This window comes from Pseudomonas saudimassiliensis, from assembly GCF_000939975.1.
GTDB classification, from domain to species: Bacteria; Pseudomonadota; Gammaproteobacteria; order Pseudomonadales; family Pseudomonadaceae; genus Halopseudomonas; species Halopseudomonas saudimassiliensis.
Genome location: NZ_LK391969.1, coordinates 1,746,843 through 1,768,433, shown reverse-complemented (window position 1 = coordinate 1,768,433; position 21,591 = coordinate 1,746,843). Strand labels below are relative to the sequence as shown.

General features: G+C 64.4%; 17 protein-coding genes and 1 pseudogene. 9 read left to right on the top strand and 9 right to left on the bottom strand.

Annotated features, from left to right (window positions below):
* Positions 1-138 precede the first annotated feature (138 nt).
* The 3 genes from VG99_RS08140 to VG99_RS08130 all read left to right on the top strand — a co-directional run bounded on the left by VG99_RS08140 (position 139) and on the right by VG99_RS08130 (position 2,200).
* Positions 139-1,065, top strand: coding sequence for a DUF808 domain-containing protein (locus VG99_RS08140; protein WP_044499292.1), 927 nt, complete (start codon positions 139-141; stop codon positions 1,063-1,065).
* A gap of 86 nt (positions 1,066-1,151) precedes the next feature.
* Entirely contained in the window at positions 1,152-1,673 is a 522-nt protein-coding gene (gene sodC, locus VG99_RS08135) for a superoxide dismutase family protein (RefSeq protein WP_044499291.1), read from the top strand.
* A 38-nt stretch (positions 1,674-1,711) separates the two neighbouring features.
* On the top strand, positions 1,712-2,200 hold the full coding sequence (locus tag VG99_RS08130) for a GFA family protein (protein WP_044499290.1): 489 nt from the start codon (positions 1,712-1,714) through the stop codon (positions 2,198-2,200).
* Positions 2,201-2,215: 15 nt separating this feature from the next.
* Here the strand turns inward: VG99_RS08130 and VG99_RS08125 are convergent, their stop codons facing one another.
* The 8 genes and pseudogenes from VG99_RS08125 to hexR form a co-directional block, all read right to left on the bottom strand.
* Positions 2,216-4,255: a nitric oxide reductase activation protein NorD gene (locus VG99_RS08125; RefSeq protein WP_044499289.1), complete on the bottom strand. Its 2,040-nt coding sequence runs from the start codon at positions 4,253-4,255 to the stop codon at positions 2,216-2,218.
* 2 nt (positions 4,256-4,257) lie between these two features.
* Positions 4,258-5,052, bottom strand: coding sequence for a CbbQ/NirQ/NorQ/GpvN family protein (locus VG99_RS08120; protein ID WP_044499287.1), 795 nt, complete (start codon positions 5,050-5,052; stop codon positions 4,258-4,260).
* 19 nt (positions 5,053-5,071) lie between these two features.
* Positions 5,072-6,442, bottom strand: a complete 1,371-nt coding sequence (locus tag VG99_RS08115; protein ID WP_044499285.1) for a cbb3-type cytochrome c oxidase subunit I — start codon at positions 6,440-6,442, stop codon at positions 5,072-5,074.
* Positions 6,443-6,499: 57 nt separating this feature from the next.
* Positions 6,500-7,304 (bottom strand): annotated as a pseudogene (locus tag VG99_RS08110) (c-type cytochrome).
* Positions 7,305-7,316: 12 nt separating this feature from the next.
* Complete coding sequence (locus tag VG99_RS16370) at positions 7,317-7,442, bottom strand: hypothetical protein (protein ID WP_275425470.1); 126 nt, start codon at positions 7,440-7,442, stop codon at positions 7,317-7,319.
* 87 nt (positions 7,443-7,529) lie between these two features.
* A complete protein-coding gene (locus VG99_RS08105) occupies positions 7,530-7,808 on the bottom strand; it encodes a peptidylprolyl isomerase (protein ID WP_044499283.1) in 279 nt (92 codons plus the stop codon).
* 37 nt (positions 7,809-7,845) lie between these two features.
* Positions 7,846-8,706, bottom strand: a complete 861-nt coding sequence (locus VG99_RS08100) for a DUF2071 domain-containing protein (protein ID WP_082050015.1) — start codon at positions 8,704-8,706, stop codon at positions 7,846-7,848.
* A gap of 4 nt (positions 8,707-8,710) precedes the next feature.
* Positions 8,711-9,586 carry a transcriptional regulator HexR gene (hexR, locus tag VG99_RS08095; RefSeq protein ID WP_044499281.1) on the bottom strand — a complete coding sequence of 292 codons (876 nt, stop codon included), beginning with the start codon at positions 9,584-9,586 and terminating at the stop codon, positions 8,711-8,713.
* A gap of 211 nt (positions 9,587-9,797) precedes the next feature.
* Between hexR and zwf the strand changes: the two genes are divergently transcribed.
* On the top strand, positions 9,798-11,264 hold the full coding sequence (gene zwf, locus VG99_RS08090) for a glucose-6-phosphate dehydrogenase (RefSeq protein ID WP_158023895.1): 1,467 nt from the start codon (positions 9,798-9,800) through the stop codon (positions 11,262-11,264).
* A 6-nt stretch (positions 11,265-11,270) separates the two neighbouring features.
* Here zwf and VG99_RS08085 read toward each other — a convergent pair whose 3' ends face one another.
* Positions 11,271-14,105 (bottom strand): putative bifunctional diguanylate cyclase/phosphodiesterase, encoded by a 2,835-nt coding sequence (locus VG99_RS08085; protein WP_044499280.1) that lies wholly within the window; start codon positions 14,103-14,105, stop codon positions 11,271-11,273.
* A 188-nt stretch (positions 14,106-14,293) separates the two neighbouring features.
* On the opposite strand from VG99_RS08085, the gene uvrD reads away from it, so the two are divergent.
* From uvrD to VG99_RS08060, 5 genes are all read left to right on the top strand, one after another.
* A complete protein-coding gene (uvrD, locus tag VG99_RS08080) occupies positions 14,294-16,474 on the top strand; it encodes a DNA helicase II (protein ID WP_044499279.1) in 2,181 nt (726 codons plus the stop codon).
* 43 nt (positions 16,475-16,517) lie between these two features.
* On the top strand, positions 16,518-17,357 hold the full coding sequence (locus VG99_RS08075; protein WP_239419852.1) for an NYN domain-containing protein: 840 nt from the start codon (positions 16,518-16,520) through the stop codon (positions 17,355-17,357).
* A gap of 146 nt (positions 17,358-17,503) precedes the next feature.
* Entirely contained in the window at positions 17,504-18,496 is a 993-nt protein-coding gene (locus VG99_RS08070; protein ID WP_044499277.1) for a bile acid:sodium symporter family protein, read from the top strand.
* An 81-nt stretch (positions 18,497-18,577) separates the two neighbouring features.
* Positions 18,578-19,246: a thiaminase II gene (gene tenA, locus VG99_RS08065; protein ID WP_044499276.1), complete on the top strand. Its 669-nt coding sequence runs from the start codon at positions 18,578-18,580 to the stop codon at positions 19,244-19,246.
* 127 nt (positions 19,247-19,373) lie between these two features.
* Positions 19,374-21,581, top strand: coding sequence for an OsmC domain/YcaO domain-containing protein (locus tag VG99_RS08060; protein WP_044499275.1), 2,208 nt, complete (start codon positions 19,374-19,376; stop codon positions 21,579-21,581).
* The last annotated feature ends 10 nt before the right edge of the window (positions 21,582-21,591 follow it).

Genomic DNA, 21,591 nt, shown 5'->3' with positions numbered 1-21,591 from the left:
TAGCATGATGTGCGGCGTGGCCGCGCGTCGGGCGTGGCGGCCAGCCTGATCAAGTGCAGGGGCAGGGCGGTTGGTATTGGCCTACCCGCGCATTTGCATCAATACTCCCTTCACCACTACCTACCGAGGTAAACGCCTTTGGCTTCCAGTCTGCTTGCCCTGCTTGATGATATTGCCACCTTGCTGGATGACGTCTCCATCATGAGCAAGGTGGCGGCGAAGAAAACCGCCGGCGTGCTCGGTGATGACCTGGCGCTGAACGCGCAGCAGGTCACCGGGGTCAAGGCGGATCGGGAGTTGCCCGTGGTCTGGGCCGTGATGCGCGGTTCCTTTCGCAACAAGTTCATCCTGGTGCCGGGTGCGCTGCTGATCAGTGCCCTCATCCCCTGGTTGATCACGCCGTTGCTGATGCTCGGCGGCGCTTTTCTCTGCTACGAAGGCTTCGAGAAGCTGGCGCACCGGTTCTTCCACGATGACTCCGAACAGCATGCCCAGAAGCTCGCCGCGCTGGCTGATCCGAGCCGCGACATGGTGGCCTTCGAGAAGTCCAAGATCAGCGGCGCAGTACGCACCGACTTTATCCTCTCGGCGGAGATCATTGCCATCACCCTCGGCACGGTCGCCGCGGCACCCTTCCTCCAGCAGGTGCTGGTCCTCAGTACCATCGCCCTGGTGGTCACCGTAGGCGTCTACGGGCTGGTGGCCGGCATCGTCAAGCTCGATGACCTCGGCCTGGCGCTGGCCCAGCGCGGCAGTGCAACGCTGCAGAAGATCGGCCACGGATTGCTGTGGCTGGCGCCCTGGCTGATGAAGACCCTGTCGGTGGTCGGCACCGCGGCCATGTTCATGGTCGGCGGCGGCATCCTGACGCACGGCTTCCATGCCCTGGGCCACTGGATTGAGAACACCGCCGAGCATAGCGTCGATCTGCCCTGGATCGGCTCGATACTGGGTGGTCTGTTGCCCACGTTGATGTCGGCGGGGGTAGGTATCCTGGCTGGCGCGCTGATCTTCGCGGTGATCACCCTGGGCAGCAAGCTGTTCCCGCGGCGCGCTAGGCACTGACGGCAGCTGCGGCAGGGTCCGATGGCCGGAACGACCGCAGCACTATCTGGTCCCATGCACAGGACAACCTATCTCAGGAGCTGGATATGACATCGCAGAAATGGCTGATCATCGCCGCCGCACTGACCATGGGCAGCGCCCACGCGGCTTCCCAGGAAGTGACCATCAACCAGGTGGACGCGGACGGCAAGCAGGCGTCCATTGGCACCATCCAGATCAGCGAGACCGAACACGGTCTGCTGTTCACCCCGCAACTGAGTTCCCTGGAGCCCGGGCAGCATGGGTTCCATGTGCATGAGAACGGCAGCTGCGAGCCGGCGGACAAGGACGGCAAGCCGACCGCCGCCCAGGCCGCGGGTGGGCACTACGACCCGCAGCAGACCGGCAAGCACCTGGGCCCGTACGAAGACGGCCACCTGGGCGATCTGCCGGCGCTCCATGCGGATAGCGACGGCAACGCGAACTATCCCGTGCTGGCACCGCGCATCAAGAAGCTCGATGAGATCAAGGGCCGCGCCTTGATGATCCACGCCGGTGGTGACAATCATGCCGATACACCCGAGCCGCTGGGCGGTGGGGGTGCGCGGACGGCCTGCGGGGTGATCTGATACGCCTGTCCAGGGGGCAGACCAGAAGGGGGTATACCATGCGTCTTGACGGTTCCTGCCACTGCGGCGCGGTCCGCTTCAGTCTGGACAGCGCCCAGCCCTATCCCTACCAGCGGTGCTACTGTTCGATCTGCCGCAAGACCCAGGGCGGTGGCGGCTACGCCATCAACCTGGGTGGCGACGCCCGCAGCCTGCAGGTCAGCGGGCGCGAATCCATCTCGGTCTACCGCGCGCGGATCGCGCAGCCTGACGGCAGCATCCAGACCAGCAGCGGCGAGCGGCACTTCTGCCGCACCTGCGGCAGCGCGCTCTGGCTCTATGACCCGCAGTGGCCCGAGCTGATCCACCCCTTCGCCTCAGCCATCGACACCGAACTGCCGGTGCCACCGGAACATACCCATCTTATGCTGGGCTCCAAGGCCAGTTGGGTGGAGGTGCAGCTGGCGCCGGCGGATCAGCAGTTTGACGAGTATCCCCAGGAATCGCTGGCCGAATGGCATGGGCGGTTGGGGCTGGACGGAGCATAGCTGGCTACGGCCGGCTCAATGCACCACCAGTCGTTTCATCCAATCCAGCAGCGCCGTGGGCAGCAGCTCGGGGCGGGGTAGCAGGGCGTAGTTATGGGCGCCGAAGATGCGCGGCAGATAGGCCGGGGCCTGGCGGTCGATGGTCAGGCAGAAGGCGGAAATGCCCTGTAGGGTGGCTTCGGTCACCGCCTGGCGCATGTCTTCCACACCGTATTGGCCTTCATAGATATCCCGGTCGTTGGGCTTGCCGTCGGACAGCACCAGCAGCAACCGGTGGCTGGCTGGCTGCTGCAGCAGGTCGCGGCTGGCGTGGCGGATGGCGGCGCCGGCGCGGGTGTAGTGTTCCGGCTCCAGCGAACTGATGCGCAGTGCCACCTCGTTGCTGAAGCCTTCAGCAAAATCCTTGATCTGGCGAACGATCACGGCGTCCGGCCCCTCCCCGGAAAACGCCTGGATCGACCAGGGCTCACCGAGGCCATCCAGCGCCACGCTGACCAGTAGCAGGGCTTCGCGCTCCACGTCGATGATGCGCCGGTTGGTCGAGACCCAGCTGTCGGTCGAGCCGCTGATATCGATCAACAGGGTGACGGCCAGATTGCGCTCGGCGGTGCGGCGGGTCTGGTAGAGCGCGTCGGACAAACTGCCCCCGGCGCGGTAGTCGGCGTAGCTGTCGATGTAGGCCTGCAGGTCGATGTCATCCCCATCCAGCTGCTTGCGCCGGGTAACCCGCTGGGCGCTGAGCATCTCGAAGCGGCGCCGGATCTGGTTGAGCAGGCTGCGGTGGGCCTCCAGGGTCTCGTCGACCCACGCTTGCGAGCCCGGCAGGTTGGGCAGCACGTGGAGGGTGGCACCGGGCTGGCGATAACCCTGGATGCGGTAGTCCCATTCCGGATAACGCAGGCCCCGCTGCTCGCGCATGGCGGTCTTCAGTTGCATGGCGGTATTGGTATCGGGCGGGTCGTCGGAGATGAGCACCTCCTTCGAGCGGCCGGGGGTGGACACCAGCCGCGCCTCGGACAGCTCCGACAGCATATCGCCGTACTCGTCCGCACTGATGTCCTCGTCCTTGTCCACCGGACGGTTGAGCCCGAAGGGGTCTTCCGCGTGCTGATGGGGCTCGTCGGCCTGCACCATGAAGATGCCGGCATCGCTGTCGTCATCCTCGTCCTCCAGGGCTTCGCGGATCTCGGGCCGGCGCAGCAGGCGCGAGCTGCGGGTTGGCTCGGTGGCGGTCTCCGCTTCGGTCAGTGCGCCGTCGAGGGTAGCTTCGTTGCGCTCGCCGGGGGCGGGCTGGCGCAGTTCACCGGTCCACCAATCCTTGAGCAGGGGGGCCAGGCCGCCGGTTCTGTCCTCCGGCGCCAAGCCGATGCTGGCCAGCAGCTCGCTAGCCGACTGCGCCGATGCCTCGGGTGATGGGCTAACGGCAATGGCAGCACAGGACTCGCCGGCGGGTGTCTGCAGCAATTGGCGCAGCAGTCTTTCCAGCGGCTGGCGCGGCCGCGAGAAGTCCTGCAGCGGTGGCCGCGCCTGTAGCGCGCGCTGGCGCAGCCGGGTGATGGCCGGCGCCATGCCGGGGAAGTGCTGGAGCAGGTCCAGGTCAGCGGCCCAGGCTTCCAGCAGCAGATAGGCATCGGCCTGCAGGGGCGGCCAGCCCGGGTCACGCCGAGCGGCGCTGCCGCGCATGGCGCGCATCGCCTGTTGCAACGCCATGACCCGATAGCATTCATTGCCCTGGGCGATATCCTCCAGGCCGGAATCGGCGGGCAGCCACAGGCGCTGACCATCGGTGCCCGGCAGTGGTTGCTTGACCCAGGGCGCCTGGTGCCGGCGATAGAGACGCGCCAGCAGGGTCGGCCGGGGCGGCAACTGGGCGATACGGATCGGCTGGCTGCGACCGCTCAGGGCGGTAATCAACAGGTCGAGTCGCGGCGCGATATCAATCAGCAGGGCGGTGGGTGGCGCCGGCGGTGGCGGCCGGTAGCGCCGCCATAACCGCTGGGCATAGATGGTGGCGTGGCGCGCCGCGTCGCTGACCAGCTCTTCTGCTTCAGCCATGGCTAGACAAAGGTGGCATCCACCAGGTCCTGCAGCGCCGCCACCATCGAGGGTTCATCGGATAGCGGCGAGACAATGGCCGCCTGGCAGGCTTCCCGCAGGTCGATACCGGCCATCATCAGCGATCCGGCGGCAATCAACAGGCGGGTGCTGGGTACCTCCGCCAGGCCGCGATCACGCAGTTGGCGGATGCGCCCGGCCAGGGCGACCAGGCCCCTGGCCGTATTGGCGTCGACGCCGCTTTCATGCTGCACGATATGGGCTTCCTGCTCGGGGGGCGGAAAGTCCAGGTCCATGGCGACGAAGCGCTGTCGGGTGCTGGGCTTCAGGTCCTTGAGCATGCGTTGATAACCGGGGTTGTACGACACCACCAACTGGAAGCCGGGGGCGGCCTGCAGGGTCTCGCCGGTCTTGTCGATCGGCAGGATGCGGCGGTGGTCGGTCAGGGAGTGCAGCACTACCACGGTGTCCTGCCGCGCTTCGACCACCTCGTCCAGGTAGCAGATGGCGCCCTCGCGCACCGCCCGGGTCAGCGGACCATCCTGCCAGACGGTACCGTTGTGCTGGATCAGGAAGCGGCCGATCAGGTCGCTGGCCGCCAGGTCGTCGTGGCAGGGGATGGTAATCAGCGGGCGGCCCAGCTTCCAGGCCATGTGCTCGACGAAGCGGGTCTTGCCGCACCCGGTCGGCCCCTTGAGCATCACCGCCAGGCCCCGGGCGTGGCACTGCTCGAACAGTGCCACCTCGTTGCCGGTCGGGTGATACCAGGGGGCGGCGCTCGTCAGTGGGCTGGCCACGGGCTCCTGTGCCCCCACCTCAGACCACCCGGCCCACGGCGATATCGTTATCCGCCACACCCGGTTCGGTTACTTCAAAGCGGGGTCGATAGCGGAAGAAGTCGAAGATGAACAGCCCGACGCCGGTAGCGAAGATGCTGCCGCAGACGATCAGCATGACGAAGTGGATCTGGATCTTCAGCTGCGCATCCAGATACCCCATGCCCATGATCCGCTCCAGGTACACCTGGCCGATGCCGGCGGTGGCGAAGGACAGGGTCATGCCGAACATGCCCCCCAGCTGCAGCCAGAACGCCCAGTAACCGATGCTGCTGCCCTTTTCCGGACGACCGTGGGTCAGTGACGGCAGGGCGTAGCTGATCATCGCCAGGGTGATCATGGCGTAGGCGCCGTAGAAGGCGGCATGGCCGTGCATGGCGGTGATCAGGGTGCCATGGGTCCACTTGTTAATGCTCGGCCAGGTGTGGGCCAGGCCCAGCAGGCCGGCACCGAACAGGGTGAAAATGGTGCTGCCCAGGGTCCAGTGCAGCGCCAGCACGTTGGGGTGCGACAGCCCGGCGCGGCGCATGGCGCCGTAGGCGTACATCGCCATGCCGACAATCGCCAGCGGCTCCAGGGCGCTGAAGAACCCGCCGATCGGCAGCCAGTAGTAGGGCACACCCACCCAGTAATAGTGGTGCGCGGTACCCAGGATACCGGCCAGGAACACCAGACCGACGATCACGTACAGCCATTTTTCCATGACCTCTCGATCGGCGCCGGACAGGCGGATCAGCAGATAGGCGAGGAAGGCACCCATGATCATCATCCACACGCCTTCCACCCACAGATGGATGGTCCACCAGCGGTAGAAGATCGATACCGTGTAGTTCTCGTAGTGCAGCAGCGCCGGCACGAACAGCACCGCCGAGCTGACGATCCCCAGCAACAGCACCCCTTCGGTGGTGGTGAACCGCCCGGACTTCTTGATCGTCATGCCGATGTTGTAGATGAAGATCAGCATGCACACCACGATCACCAGCTTGTGCGGCAGCGGTTGCTCCAGCAGCTTGTTGCCGGTGCCGTAGCGGAACAGGTAGCCGATGATGGCGGTCACGCCCATCACCGTCCACAGGATCAGCTGGATATAGGCGAGCTTGACGCTGTGCAGCTCGGTGCGGGATTCGTCAGGGATCAACCAGTAGGTGGCGCCCATGAAGCCGGTGAGTACCCAGACGATCAGCAGGTTGGTATGGATGACCTTGGTCACATCGAAGGGCAGGATGTACAACAGCGGGTCGGGACCGAGGTACTTGGTGGCCGACAGCAGGCCGAACACCAGTTGCAGCCCGAAGAGCACCATGGCCACGGCAAAGTACCAATAGGCGACTGACTGTGACTTGTAGCGCATCGTTATTCTCCGTCTTGTTCAGTGTGTCGCGCCCGATGGGCGCGGCAGTCGCAGCTATTATTTGAGCGTCGCAAGGAAGGCGACCAACTGGTCGATCTGTTCTTCGCTCAGGCTTTCGTCAAAGGTATCGGGCATGAAGGATGTGCCGTTGGCGGAATACATGCCGCCGGTGTTCAGGTGGGCACTGGGCTCCATGATGGACTCGCGCAGGTAGCTTTCCACATCGGTAGCCTGGCCGGTGTAGTCCGGCGAGCCCACCAGCAGCTCGGCGCGCCAGGGAGTGGCAGGCGACGCAGGCGGGCACGGCGGTACGGAACACGTTCTCGCCTAGGGCGCGAATATCATCGCCGGCATCCACCGGCCGCACACCCACCGAACTCGGCCCGCTCTGCACCTGGCCTGCGCCACTGGAGCCAGCTACCGCAGTGAAGCCGCCGGTGACCAGGATCGGCCGGGGTGGCCAGCCCTGGTTATCCACATTGGCGACCCAGTCGAGGAATTTGATCAGGTCGGTGATCTCCTCTTCGCTGAGGTTCTGCTGGGGCATCAGCCGGCGGTGGGTCTGCTCGTCGTAGAACGCACTCGGGTCACGCATGTAGGCCTGCAGGTAGGCCTCGCCGCGGTGCTGGGTGATCTTGGTCAGGTCGGGCGCGTAGTAGGCCCCTTCACCGAACAGGGTATGGCAGTTGATGCAGTTGTACTTGTGCCACACATCCTTGCCGTGGGTGACCTGGGGGGTGATGGTGTCGGCGTTGGTCAACTCGGGAAACTGACGGTGACTGTCCAGCGTCATCCCGAGAAATACCACGGCGGCGACAATGGTCGAGCCCCACGCAAAGATCCTGGCTTGCCGGTTGTTCATGGTCGCGCTCCCTTAAACATTGATACCGGTCCAGTGCAGGATGGTCATGGTGAAGGCGTACAGCGAGGACACCACCATGAGCGCGAGCACCACGAAACTCAGGATGCGTACGGGTTTGTAGAGGTCTTTCAGTTGCATGTTTTTGCCCCCGGTCTTGCGTCATAATTTGTAATGGTTTTTCACAGGATAGACGCTGCTGAGCATTTTGCCGGGGCGATTGAATATTCAGTCGCGGTAGAACACCTGCACCAGGTGCCAGCCGAACTGGGTCTTCACCGGACCATGCACGGTTTTCAGGGGCTTCTTGAAAATGATCTGGTCGATGGCGCGCACCATCTGACCCGGGCGCACCTCGCCCAGATCACCGCCCCGTTTCTTTGACGGGCAGGTCGAGTGTTTCTTTGCCAGCACATCGAAGGCTTCACCGGCGGCGATGCGCTGTTTCAGCTGAGTGGCTTCAGCTTCGGTCTTGACCAGGATGTGGCGGGCCATGGCTACGGGCATGTACGACTCCAGAGAACAGACGGCTGGCCATTATGCCTCACTCGGGTTCCAGGCGGGTCGGCGGCAGGAACACGGTGAAGTCGTTGATCGGCTGCATCAGTACGCTATGGGGATGCTGTTGCTCGGCCAGCGAGACCAGCCCCAGCCGGGCGAAGAAGTCGAAGCGGGCGTTGAGCAGCCGTCCCGGGGTCACCTTCAACTGATCATGCCAAACCCGATAGGCCCCCAGATGCCCATCACGGCGGCGGTGGAAGAAGCCCACCAGCGGGTGGGTCAGGTAGACCAGCGCCGTCTCCTCATCCGGGAAGCCGGGGTAGGTGGGCGGCGGCACGTCGCGCTGGGTCAGGCTCAGCTCCACCGACGCCTCGGGCGCCGCGGTATGCAATCGGTAGTGTTCATAGCGGCTGGCGCTGGGGTCGAGCGCGCAGTCGAAGCGCAACCGGCCGCGGTGCCAGGGCTGTTGCCAGACGTGGCGCGGAATCGGCAGCGCCCAGGAATCCAGGGTGGTACCGAAGAACCAGACGGCCCGCTCGCCGGTCAGCCGGTCGATGATGTAGGCGCGGTAGTCGGTCTGGCCCATGCGCAGATAGGGGCAGGGGTAGGCGGCCAGGGTGAAATCCACATTGCGAAAGGGCACCGCCGAGACCAGCCCGCGCTCGCGGCCGTCGATCATCAGGGTATCGAGCATGAACCGCGGCGGGATCAGCCGGCGCAGCTGCGCGGGATCGACCGCGTAACTGACAATGGCGAAGTGCTCCAGGCGGCAGCGCACATTGATGCCCGACACCGGCGGACGGGGAACGAGGTGATCCGCGAAGCGCAGCCGCTGCCAGGGCCGATCAGTTACCGGCAGGGCGTTTTGCTCCGCAGGTTCTGGGCCACGAGTGACATGCTGCATCGGCTCAATCCTGCGTATCGGTATTCCGTTGACTGACTTTGTTGGACAATCGCAATCCCCGCAAGCTCCGCTTGACGCTCTTCAGGTGATTGACCAGTTCCGGGCCGCGGCGCATGGCCATGCCCATGGCCAGTACATCGATGACCACCAGATGGGCAATGCGCGATGACAGCGGGGTATAGATGTCGGTGTCTTCGGTGACATCGATCGGGATGTGGATACGGCCCAGTTCGGACAGGGGCGTGTTGCTCGGGCAGAGACTGATCAGGGTTGCGCCGCTCTCCACCACCAGTGCGGCCGAATGCAGCAGGTCCTTGGTGCGCCCGGTCTGGGAGATGGCCACGGCGACATCGAATGGCCCCAGGGTCACCGCGGACATGGCCTGCATGTGCGGGTCCGAGTAGGCAGCGGTGGAGACCTGCAGGCGGAAGAACTTGTGCTGGGCGTCGCTGGCCACCGCACCGGAGGCACCGAAACCGTAGAACTCCACCCGACGGGCCTCGGCCATGGCGAGAATGGCCTGCTCCATGGCATCGGCATCCAGCCGCTCGCGCACGTCCATCAGGGTCGCCAGGGTGGTATCGAAGATCTTGTGCGACAGCTCTTCGATGCTGTCATCCTCGTTGATCGAGAACTGGCCGAAGCTGGCGCCCGCCGCCAGGCTCTGGGCCAGCTTGAGCTTCAGATCCTGGAAGCCGGTACAGCCGATGGCGCGGCAGAAGCGCACTATGGTGGGCTCGCTCACGCCGACTTCCCGGGCCAGATCGGCCATGGACGAGTGCATTACCTGGGCGGCGTTGGTGAGGACGTAATCGGCGACCTTCAATTCCGATTTACGCAGGAGCTGGCGGTTGCCGGCAATATGCTGGAGCAGATTCACGTGGGCCTCATGCGGAGGCCATGCTGTCGCTCGACATGATCGTCAGTCCTGTACATAGCTGCACTATGCTCTCTCCTTGCACTGCGCTGGACAGCAATACTCGCCAGCAACGATGATGCGACTAATATGAACGGGCCCGCGGTGACGGACGCTTGAATGCGTGTAGTTATACTACAAAATCCTCCCGCCCGCTTTTCCGAGGAGAACAATAGTGTCAGCGCGTTACGGTAAAGCCTGCGATATCGTGGTATTCGGCGGCACCGGGGACCTGGCCATGCGCAAGCTGCTGCCGGCCCTGTTCTACCTGCACCGCGATCGCCATCTGCACCCCGATACCCGCATCCTGGCCCTGGCCCGCAGCCAGCACGACGGTGCCAGCTACCGCAAGTTGGTGCGGCGCCATGTCAGCCAGCATGTGGCCAAGGCCGATTTCGACGACCAGGCCTGGAACAGTTTCGCCGAACGGCTGGACTACATGATGCTCAACGTCAGCCAGCGTATCGAGTTCACCCGCCTGGCGCGGCACCTGGGTGAGCAGCCCGGGCGGGTGCGGGTGTTCTACCTGGCGACCCTGCCGGACCTGTTCGCGCCCACCGCCCTGCATCTGGAGTCGGCCGGGCTGGTCAATGCCGACGCTCGTATCGTGCTGGAAAAGCCCCTGGGCAACAGCCTGAAGACCGCCAACCAGATCAATGACCGCATCGGCAGCGTGTTCGACGAGTCGCGGGTATTTCGTATCGACCACTTCCTCGGCAAGGAGACGGTGCAGAACCTGCTGGCGCTGCGGTTCGGCAACGCGCTGTTCGAGCCGTTGTGGCGCAACGGGCATATCGACCACGTGCAGATCAGCGTGCTGGAAACCGTCGGCGTGGAGAACCGCGGCGCCTATTACGACGAGGCCGGCGCCATGCGCGACATGGTGCAGAACCACCTGTTGCAGCTGCTGTGCCTTGTGGCCATGGAGGCGCCGGTACACTTCGAGCCGGAGGCGGTGCGCAACGAAAAGCTGAAGATCCTCGAAGCCCTGCGTCCGATCACCGGTATGGACGTGCAGGACCAGACGGTGCGCGGGCAGTATTCCGAAGGCCAGCGGGCGGGCGAAAAGCTTCCGGCGTATTATTTCGAGAAGAGCGTCGACCATGACAGCAATACCGAGACCTATGTCGCGCTCAAGGCGGAGATCGACAACTGGCGCTGGGCCGGCGTGCCCTTCTATCTGCGCACCGGCAAATCCCTGGCCCAGCGCAAGTCGGAAATCATCATCCAGTTCAAGTCCGTGCCGCACCGGCTGTTCCCTGGCAACGGTACACCCACCAGCAACCGCCTGGTGATCCGCCTGCAGCCGGATGAAAGCATCAGCCTGTCGCTGATGGCCAAATCCCCGGGGCGGGGCATGGCGCTGCAGGAAGTGGAACTGGACCTGCATTTCGACGAAGCCTTCAAGCGCCGCCGCTGGGATGCCTACGAACGGCTGTTGCTGGATGTGATCCAGGGCGATGCGACCCTGTTCATGCGCCGGGACGAGATTGAGGCGGCCTGGCGCTGGGTCGACCCGATCATCCGCGGCTGGCGCGAGGTCTATCGTTCGCCCAAGCGCTACGCCGCTGGCAGCTGGGGGCCGGAGGCGGCCGACAGCCTGCTGGAGCGGGCCGGGCATGTCTGGTTCGACGAGCGCTAGACCCGGTCAAGGCAGCGCCCGGCTCGATGCGCTCGCGGCGCTGACCTGCAGCGCCATCAGCCGGGCGAAGTCCGCGGCGGGCAGGGGCCGGCTGATCAGGAAGCCCTGTACTTCGTCGCAGCCCAGGCTGCGCAGGAACGCCAGCTGGCTGTCGTGCTCGACCCCCTCGGCGACCACCCGCAGGTTCATGCTGTGGGCCATGGCAATGATCGCCCGCACGATGGCGATGTCCCCGGGCTGCTCATGCAGCTCGCAGATGAAGGCGCGGTCGATCTTCAGGCAACGGATCGGAAAGCGCTTCAGGTAGGCCAGGGACGAGTAACCGGTGCCGAAATCATCCACCGACAATTCCACCCCCAGTTGGCGCAGGGCGGCGAGATTGTCCGCCACGCCTTCACTGTGCTCCAGCAGCATGCTCTCGGTCAGCTCCAGTTCCAGCAGATGGCCCGGCAGACCGGTCTCGTCGAGGATGCGCTCGACCGCGGCGGCAAACTGGGGCTGGCGCAATTGTTGCCCGGACAGGTTTACCGCCACCCGCACCGCCTGGGGCCCCTCACGCAGCCATTGACTGGCCTGGGCACAGGCCCGCCGCAGGACTTGGTCGCCCAGCGGCAGTATCAGCCCGGTTTCCTCGGCGATGCTGATGAAGTCGCCGGGCAGCATGGCGCCCCGGGTCGGATGCTGCCAGCGCACCAGCGCCTCGGCACTGTCGATGCGGTTGCTGGCCAGCTGCTGCTTGGGCTGGTAGTGGATCTGCAGCTGCCCATCGGCAATCGCCCGACGCAGCTCGTGCTCCAGATGCAATCGGTCGGCACTGCGCGTCGGCAGGTCCGCCGAGTGGAACTGGAAGCCGTTGCCACCCAAATTCTTGGCGTGCTGCATCGCCTGGTTGGCCTGATTGATCAGCTGCAGGCTATTGGTTGCCTCGCGGGGGAACAAGCTGATGCCGATGGACGCGGAAATGATCAGTTCGTTATCGCCGATCCGGATCGGCTCGCCCAGCACCTGCAGCAGCCGGGTCGCCAATTGCGCCAGTGCATGCCGGGGCAGGTTCTGCTTGACCGCCACGAACTCGTCCGCGGATAGCCGCGCCAGCACCACGGCCTGGGGCAGCTGGGCGGCGAGGCGCTCGGCCACCTGGCGCAACAGCGCATCGGCCTGGACGTGGCCGAGGGTTTCGTTGATGTTCTTGAAGCGGTCCAGGTCGATATGCAACAGCGCCAGCTCGTTGCCCCGGGCGCGGGCCTGGCTGGTGGCCTCGGCCAGTTTGCGGCTGAACAGGCTGCGGTTGGCCAGCTGGGTAAGGGAGTCGTAGTCGGTCAGGTAGCGCAGCTGCTCCTCGGCCCGGTGATTGATGGTGCGGTCGGCGAAGAACCCGACGATATGGGTAATCTCGCCGGCCGGGTTGCGCACCACCGTCAGCTGCAGCCACTGCGGATAGCGTTCGCCACTGCGGCGCTGCTCCAGCACCTCGCCTTCCCAGCGATCGTGGTGGCGCAGGGCAGTGCCCATGCGGGCGTAGGTTGCCTGGGTATCCGGATCGGTGCTGGCAGAGGTCAATACCCGTCCGATGACGTCGCGGGCGGGATAGCCGGTGATCACGCTGAAGGCCTGGTTCACCGCCAGGATGCGCCGCTCCGGGTCGAGAATGAAGATGCCGTCGGAGGTCGCCTCGAACACCGTGGCGGCGAGCCGTTCCTGCTCATGGCGATGCCGTCGCTCGGTAATATCGCGGCGGGTGCCGATCATCCGCAGCACTCGGCCGGCACTGTCGCGCTCGATGGCCCGGCCATTATCCTCGACCCAGACCCAGTGGCCGTCCCGATGGCGCACGCGGTACTCCACGCAATAGGGCGTGGTCTGCTGGAAATGCTGGATCAGGGCGCTGCGGACCCGTTGCGTATCCTCCGGGTGCACCCGCGGCCTGAGGCCGCCACGCATGGTGAGGGGGGTGTCCGGCAGGCCGAAGATCTCCTGAAGATGGGAGTGATGTACCTCATCGGTGCGCAGATCCCAGTCCCAGAGGCCCAGCGCGCTGGCTTCCAGGGCCATGCTCAGGCGCGCCTGGGTCTGCTGCAGCTCCTGGGTGCGTTGGGCAACGCGGTGCTCCAGCGCCTCGTGACTGTTGCGCAGCTGCTGCTCGGCCTGGCGCCGGTGTTCTATCTCGCCGGTCAGCTGGATATTCAGTGCCTCGGCCTGCTGGCGGGCCTCATCCAGCCGGTAGAGCAGCGCCTCGTTGCGAATCTCTCCCTGCAGCGAGCGTTTGGCGGACCGGTTGATGAAGGCCGCCGCCAGCAACATGCAGGAAAACAGCGTGATGCTCATCAGCGCCCAATAGGGGCTGCTGGGGTCGGGCTGCATCCAGAGAAACAGGGTCGGCGGCAGCCAGCTGGGCAGGGCAAAGGTGAGAAAGGCGCTGAACCTGTGGGCGTAGATGATGCTGACACAGAGGGCCACGCCGGTCGTCACCGCGTAGGCACCGGCCTGGACGTTGAAGGTGTCCACCGGCACCAGCAACAGGTGGACCGAGCCCATGGCCAGGCCGGAAATGCCATTGCCGAGATAGAACAGGGCCGCCCAGTGGGGCCGTTGCCGCTGCTCCGGCGGGCTGCGCCGGTACTGGCGGGCCAAGCGGGTACGCAGCAGGGTCAACAGGCATATCAGCAGCAACCAGGACAGGGCCGCGCTGGAAGCCACATGGTCCCACACCAGCAGGGTCACCACGCCGGCGGCGAGCATGACCAGCCACTGGGGCAAGCGGGAATATTCGAAGAGCAAATCGAGCTGACGCAGCTGCTGCCGAGCGGCTGCGGAGTCGATATCGGGAGGCCGCGCGGTCATGCGGGGGCGCACCCGTGGTGCCGATGGGGGATTACTGTCATGACGCTTCCATGTGACTGCCATCCATCGGCGAACCATACACCAGCGCCCGCCAGCGGCACAGCCCCCGCTGATACAAATCGGATGATTAGCCTGCGCTGCCGGTCGTCTTCCTTCCGGCCCTGGCGCCGGCACGGTAGAATGCCGCGATGGATATCTCTCATTTGCTCAATTCGCTCAACGACGCCCAGCGCCAGGCGGTCACCGCAGCTACTGGCCAACAGCTGGTCCTGGCCGGTGCCGGCTCCGGCAAGACCCGGGTGCTGGTTCACCGCATCGCCTGGCTGGTGGAGGTCGAAAAGGCCTCGCCCTGGAGCATTCTGTCCGTCACCTTCACCAACAAGGCCGCCGCCGAGATGCGCCAGCGCATCGAACAGCTGCTCGGCATCTCGCCCCAGGGCATGTGGGTCGGCACCTTCCACGGGCTGGCACACCGGCTGCTGCGCGCCCACTGGCGCGAGGCCGGGCTGGCCGAGCAGTTCCAGATTCTGGATAGCGATGACCAGCTGCGGCTGGTCAAGCGGGTGGTCCGCGAATTGGGGCTGGACGAGAACCAGTGGGCACCGCGCCAGGCGCAGTGGTGGATCAACGGCCAGAAGGACGAGGGCCTGCGCCCGCAACACATCCAGGCCGCCGGTGACCTGTTCCTGACCACCATGCTGCGTATCTACACCGCCTACGAGCAGGCCTGCGCCCGCGCCGGGGTAGTGGATTTTGCCGAGTTGCTGCTGCGCTCGCTGGAGCTATGGCGCGACAACCAGCCGCTGCGCGAACAGTACCAGGCACGCTTCCGGCACATGCTGGTCGATGAGTTCCAGGACACCAACGCGGTACAGTACGCCTGGCTGCGGCTGATCGCCGGCAGCAACCCCAGTCTGATGGTGGTGGGCGATGACGACCAGTCGATCTACGGCTGGCGCGGCGCGCGCATCGAGAACATCCAGCAGTTCCAGCAGGATTACCCGGCCGCCGAGCTGATCCGCCTGGAGCAGAACTACCGCTCCACCGCCACCATCCTCAAGGCCGCCAACGCGCTGATCACCAACAACGCCGGGCGCATGGGCAAGGAGCTGTGGACCGACGGCAACGACGGCGAGCCCATCTCGCTGTACGCCGGGTTCAACGAGCAGGACGAGGCACGGTTCATCGTCGATCGCATCAGCGAGGCCGTCAGCCAGGGCATGACCCGCAGCGAGATCGCCATCCTGTATCGCTCCAACGCCCAATCCCGGGTGCTGGAGGAGGCGCTGCTGCGCGGGGCTATTCCCTATCGCATCTATGGCGGCCAGCGCTTCTTCGAGCGCGCCGAGATCAAGAACGCCATGGCCTACATGCGGCTGATCGCCAACCGCGGGGACGACGGTGCGCTCGAGCGCATCATCAACATCCCCACCCGGGGTATCGGTGACAAGACCGTGGAGACCCTGCGTCAGCACGCCCGTCAGCAGGACGTATCGCTGTGGCAGGCCGGTTGCGACCTGCTCGACAACAAGGGCCTGCCGGGGCGCGCCGCCAATGCGGTGCAGACCTTCATGCAACTGATCGAAGACCTGACCGAGCGTGTCGAAGGCGTGCCCTTGTACAGCATGACCCAGCAGGTGATCGAGCACAGCGGCCTGCTGGCCTTCCATGAAAAGGAAAAAGGCGAGAAGGCCCAGGCCCGCGTGGAGAACCTGGAAGAACTGGTCTCCGCCGCGCGCGCCTTCGAGAACGAGATGGTCGATGAGGAAGAGGAGGGCAGCACCCTGCTGGCCTTCCTCGCCCATGCCTCGCTGGAAGCCGGGGAAACCCAGGCCGATCGCTTCGAGGACAGCGTCCAGCTGATGACCCTGCACAGCGCCAAGGGCCTGGAATTCCCGCTGGTGTTCCTCGCCGGCATGGAGGAGGGCCTGTTCCCGCACAAGATGAGCCTGGAAGAACCCGGCCGCCTGGAAGAGGAACGCCGCCTGGCCTATGTCGGTATTACCCGCGCCATGCAGCAGCTGGTCATCACCTGGGCGGAAACCCGCCGGCTGTACGGCAGCGAAACCTTCAACAAGGTCTCGCGCTTCGTCCGCGAGATACCCGCCGAGCTGATCCGTGAAGTCCGCCTGGGCAACACCGTCAGCCGCCCCTTCGGCCCCGCCAAGGGCAAGGGCAGCATGTTCACCCAGGAAGCCAGCGAAAGCACCGGCTTCGCCCTGGGCCAGCGCGTCATGCACTCGCTGTTCGGTGAAGGCGTGGTCCTCAACTACGAAGGCCACGGCGCCCAGGCGCGGATCCAGGTGAACTTCGATGACGAAGGCAGCAAGTGGTTGATGGTGGCTTATGCGAAGTTGGAGGCGATTTGAGTGATCGCCGATGGGAAGTTGACACTATAAAAACGGAATTTCCATGAGCAACATTTTACAGTCCACAGTAATGCGAGATCTTTCCAACGGCATGGACCTGTCCGTGGCGGTCATGGTTGATTGCGATAACGTGCCTCCCGAGATTCTCCCGTATGCCCTGCGCATGGCCGCGCAGTTCGGTCGTGTAGTGTTGCGCCGGGGCTACGGTAACCATTCCACCCTGGCCAACCGCTGGCAGGAAGCCCTGGTGCGCCTGGCGTTTACGCCGCACCTCCAATATCAATATGCTTCCGGGAAGAACACAGCGGATATAGCGCTGGCGCTGGATGCGCTGGAAGTCATGTTTGATCACCGCGCCGATGTCTTCTGCCTGGTCACCAGTGACTCCGATTTTGCCTATCTGTCGCGGAAATTGCGCGAGCGCGGCGCCCGGGTCTGTATTGTCGGCGAGGCGAAGACGCCGGAAGCCCTGCGGAACGCCAGTGACCAGTTCTTTGAATGGTCGCAAGCGGAGATGGAGCACGAGGCAACCGGCGATTCCGAAGAAAAGGATTCGGCAAGAAAGGAAGGCCCTGCCAAAGCGGAATCGGTGAAAGCCGAGCCCAACAAGGAGGTGGTGAAGGAACCCAATAAACCGCCTGTAAAGCGGCGCCCGCGTTCTGTAGTAGAGGCCGTTTCGCTGCTGGCAAGCGAGTCTTCCGACGGCAAGGTTGGGCTGGGGCCGCTGGGACAGTACTTGAAGCGTACTGATCCCGCTTTTACGCCCAAGGGATACGGCCATTCCGGTCTGTTGGATATGTTGAAGACCTACGATTTGCTGGAAGTCAGGCAGGATGCCAGCGGTGGTTGGTTCGTGGGCTTGGCCGACAGCAAGGGTAACTAGCGCGCAACAGTATCTTCCTCCGATCGTCCAGATTCGTTTGACCGATATCAGAGACGCTGCGTTCAGCTGCAAGGAGTTGGGCCGCAGCGGTCATCACAGTACACTGCCCCGTTCCGGTGTTCACTGTCGCTATCCAGGAGACCAAGATGGCCCGCCCCCGTTTCATGCCCGACAACTTCACCCTCTGTCTGATCGCCGCCATGGCGGGGGCAAGCCTGCTTCCGGTACAGGGTGAGGTTGCCGTGGTGTTCGGTTGGATTACCAACCTGGCCATTGCCCTGCTGTTCTTCATGCACGGCGCCAAGCTGTCGCGGGACGCGATCTGGGCCGGTGCCACCCACTGGCGCCTGCACCTGGTGGTGTTCGGCTGTACCTTCGTGCTGTTCCCACTGCTGGGGCTCGCGCTCAAGCCGGTGCTGGCGCCGCTGATGGGCCATGAGCTGTATCTGGGCATGCTGTTCCTGTGCGCCTTGCCGGCCACGGTGCAGTCGGCCATCGCCTTTACCTCACTGGCGCGGGGCAACGTGGCGGCGGCAGTGTGCAGCGCGGCCACCTCCAGCTTGCTGGGTATCTTCGTTACCCCCCTGCTGGTGATGCTGTTGATGGGCGCCGACGCCGGTGAAGGCGATACGCTGGGCGCCATCGGGCAGATCACCGTGCAGCTGCTGCTGCCCTTTATCGCCGGGCAGATTGCCCGCCGCTGGATTGGCCGCTGGGTCGAGCAGAACAAGACCTGGCTGAAGAATGTCGACCAGGGCTCCATCCTGTTGGTGGTCTACGGTGCCTTCAGCGCGGCGGTGGTGGAGGGGCTGTGGCACAGCATTCCGCTGCTGCAGCTGGGCGGGCTGGTGCTGGCGTGCTGCATCCTGCTGGTCCTGGTGCTGGTGCTGGTCGAGCAGCTGGCGCGGCGCATGGGTTTCAATACCGAGGACCGCATCACCATCCTGTTTGCCGGCTCGAAGAAGAGCCTGGCCACCGGTGTGCCCATGGCCCAGGTGCTGTTTGCCGGCGGTAGCATGGGCGCGATGATCCTGCCGTTGATGATCTTCCACCAGATCCAGCTGATGGTCTGCGCCGTGCTGGCCGAGCGCTACGCGCGCCGCCCGGAGGTAGCCGAGCCGGCGCCAGAAGGCGCCTGACCGGCCGGGAGATTGCTTTCCCGGCCCCAGCGGTTATGGTATCGGCCATCCTCAATTCCTTTAATAACAGTGAGATAGCTAATGGCCTTCGATTTCAATCAGCTGCAGCAAGCCTGCCAGGGCGAATGGGATGCCTACATCCAGCACGACTTCGTCCAGCAGCTGGGTAACGGCACCCTGGCGGAGGACGCCTTTCGCCATTACCTGAAGCAGGATTACCTGTTCCTGATCCAGTTTGGCCGCGCTTTTGCTCTGGCCGCCTACAAGAGCCCGACGCTGGATGACCTGCGCCAGGCCAAGGCCGGCCTGGAAGCCATTATCGGCCTGGAGCTGGGGCTGCACGTCGAGTATTGCCGCCAGTGGGGCATCTCCGAGGCGGAACTGCAGGCGCTCCCCGAAGCCCGCGCCACCCTGGCCTACACGCGCTATGTGCTGGACACCGGCAACCGCGGCGACCTGCTCGACCTGCACGTGGCGCTGGCGCCATGCCTGGTGGGCTACGGCCGCATCGCCCAGTGGCTGAACAGCCGCAGCGAGACGGTACGTGGCGAGCAGAACCCCTATGATCCCTGGATCACCATGTATGAAAGCGAGGCCTTCCAGGCGGCCACCGCGGCGGAAGTGGAGTGGCTCAACCGCGAACTGGCAGATGTCTCGCCGCGCCGTTTCGAGCAACTGGTGCGCATCTTCCGCGACGCTACCCGCCTGGAAATCGACTTCTGGGACATGGGCCTGAATCAGCGCATGTAACGCCGGCAGCCGACCTGGCCGGGGCACCGTTCGATAAACGGTGCCCCGGCCGCGCGGTCAGCGCATGACTTCCCGCGCAAAAACCGGATAATGGCGGCCTTCTCTCGTCTGCTCCGGTGCCCGCCCCATGGAAATCAAGGTCAACTTTCTCGACAACCTTCGCCTCGAAGCGAAGTTTGATGACTTCACCGTGGTGGCCGACCAACCCATCCGCTACAAGGGCGACGGTTCGGCTCCGGGTCCCTTCGATTACTTCCTGGCCTCCTCGGCGCTGTGTGCGGCGTATTTCGTGAAGCTGTACTGCAGCACGCGCAACATTCCTACCGACAATATTCGCCTGTCGCAGAACAACATCGTCGACCCGGAAAACCGCTACCAGCAGACCTTCAAGATCCAGGTCGAACTGCCCGCCGATATTTCTGCCAAGGACCGCCAGGGCATCCTGCGCTCCATCGAGCGGTGTACGGTGAAGAAGGTCGTGCAGACCGGGCCCGAGTTCGTCATCGAGGAGGTGGACAACCTGGACGCCGACGCCCAGGCGCTGCTGCTGCCGGGTATCGCCACGGGCGAGGGCACCCGCATTCCGGGCAAGGACCTGCCCTTGGAGCAGACCATTGCCACCATGTCCGGCATCCTCGCCGGGCTGGGGATGAAGATCGAAATCGCCTCCTGGCGCAATATCGTGCCCAATGTCTGGTCACTGCACACCCGCGACGCGCAATCGCCGCTGTGCTTCACCAACGGCAAGGGCTCGACCAAGGAAAGCGCGCTGGCCTCGGCGCTGGGCGAGTTCATCGAGCGGCTGAACTGCAACTTCTTCTATAACGACCAGTACTGGGGCCAGGAGATCGCCAACGCGCCCTTCGTGCATTACCCCCGCGAGCGCTGGTTCCAGCCCGGCCCCAATGACGAGCTGCCGGCCGAGATTCTCGACGACCATTGCCTGGCGATCTACAACCCCGAAGGCGAACTGCGCGGCTCGCACCTGTACGACACCAACTCCGGCAATACCGAGCGCGGCATCTGCTCCATCCCCTATGTGCGCCAGTCCGACGGCGAGGTGGTGTATTTCCCCTCCAACCTGATCGAGAACTTGTTCCTCAGCAATGGCATGAGCGCCGGCAACACCCTGGCCGAAGCCCAGGTGCAGTGCCTGTCGGAGATCTTCGAGCGGGCGGTGAAACGCGAGATCCTGGAAGGCGAGCTGGCCCTGCCGGACGTGCCCCAGGAGGTGCTGGCCAAGTACCCGGCAATCGTGGCCGGCATCCAGGGCCTGGAAGAGCAGGGCTTTCCCGTGCTGGTGAAAGACGCCTCCATGGGCGGCCAGTTCCCGGTCATGTGCGTGACCCTGATGAACCCGCGCACCGGCGGTGTGTTTGCCTCCTTCGGCGCCCACCCGCGCTTTGAAGTTGCCCTGGAGCGCAGCCTCACCGAGCTGCTGCAGGGCCGCAGCTTCGAAGGCCTCAACGACCTGCCCCAGCCGACCTTCGAAAGCCAGGCGGTGACCGAGCCGAACAACTACGTCGAGCACTTCATCGACTCCAGCGGCGTGGTGTCCTGGCGGTTCTTCAGCGCCCGGGCCGACTTCGACTTCGTCGAATGGGATTTTTCCAGCCAAGGCGATAACGCCACCGCCGAGGAAGCCGCCACCCTGTTCGGCCTGCTCGAAGACATGGGCAATGAAGCCTACATGGCCGTCTTCGACGACCTTGGCGCCATCGCCTGCCGCATCCTGGTGCCGGGGTATTCCGAGGTCTACCCGGTGGATGACCTGATCTGGGACAACACCAACAAGGCGCTGCTGTTCCGCGAGGATATCCTCAACCTGCATAGCCTGGATGAGGACAGCCTGCAGGCGCTACTCGAGCGTCTGGAAGAAAGCGAGCTGGACGACTACACCGATATCACCACCCTGATCGGCATCGAGTTCGACGACAACACCGTCTGGGGCCAGCTGACCATCCTCGAACTTAAACTGCTGATCCACCTGGCCCTGCAGCAGTTCGAAGAAGCCAAGGAGCTGACGGAAACCTTCCTGCAGTACAACGACAACACCGTTGAACGCGGGCTGTTCTACCAGGCGCTGAACGTGGTGCTGGAAGTGGAACTGGACGACGAGCTGGATCTGGACGACTACGAACCCAACTTCCGCCGCATGTTCGGTGACGAGCGCATGGATGCGGTGATCGGCTCAATGGACGGCAGCGTACGCTTCTACGGCCTGACGCCCACCAGCATGAAACTGGAAGGCCTCGACCGGCACCAGCGGCTGATCGACAGCTTCAAGAAACTGCATGCGGCCCGGGGCAAGGCGGCGGGCCTGGCCGGCTTCTGAGTGCGGCTTC

Coding starts and splice junctions, on each gene's coding strand:
- VG99_RS08130 (WP_044499290.1), top strand. CDS start 1,712: ATGCGTCTTGACGGTTCCTGCCACTGCGGCGCGGTCCGCTTCAGTCTG.
- tenA (WP_044499276.1), top strand. CDS start 18,578: ATGGCCTTCGATTTCAATCAGCTGCAGCAAGCCTGCCAGGGCGAATGG.
- VG99_RS08075 (WP_239419852.1), top strand. CDS start 16,518: ATGAGCAACATTTTACAGTCCACAGTAATGCGAGATCTTTCCAACGGC.
- uvrD (WP_044499279.1), top strand. CDS start 14,294: ATGGATATCTCTCATTTGCTCAATTCGCTCAACGACGCCCAGCGCCAG.
- VG99_RS08100 (WP_082050015.1), bottom strand. CDS start 8,706: ATGCAGCATGTCACTCGTGGCCCAGAACCTGCGGAGCAAAACGCCCTG.
- VG99_RS08125 (WP_044499289.1), bottom strand. CDS start 4,255: ATGGCTGAAGCAGAAGAGCTGGTCAGCGACGCGGCGCGCCACGCCACC.
- VG99_RS08085 (WP_044499280.1), bottom strand. CDS start 14,105: ATGACCGCGCGGCCTCCCGATATCGACTCCGCAGCCGCTCGGCAGCAG.
- VG99_RS16370 (WP_275425470.1), bottom strand. CDS start 7,442: ATGCAACTGAAAGACCTCTACAAACCCGTACGCATCCTGAGTTTCGTG.
- VG99_RS08070 (WP_044499277.1), top strand. CDS start 17,504: ATGGCCCGCCCCCGTTTCATGCCCGACAACTTCACCCTCTGTCTGATC.
- VG99_RS08115 (WP_044499285.1), bottom strand. CDS start 6,442: ATGCGCTACAAGTCACAGTCAGTCGCCTATTGGTACTTTGCCGTGGCC.
- sodC (WP_044499291.1), top strand. CDS start 1,152: ATGACATCGCAGAAATGGCTGATCATCGCCGCCGCACTGACCATGGGC.
- VG99_RS08105 (WP_044499283.1), bottom strand. CDS start 7,808: ATGCCCGTAGCCATGGCCCGCCACATCCTGGTCAAGACCGAAGCTGAA.
- VG99_RS08060 (WP_044499275.1), top strand. CDS start 19,374: ATGGAAATCAAGGTCAACTTTCTCGACAACCTTCGCCTCGAAGCGAAG.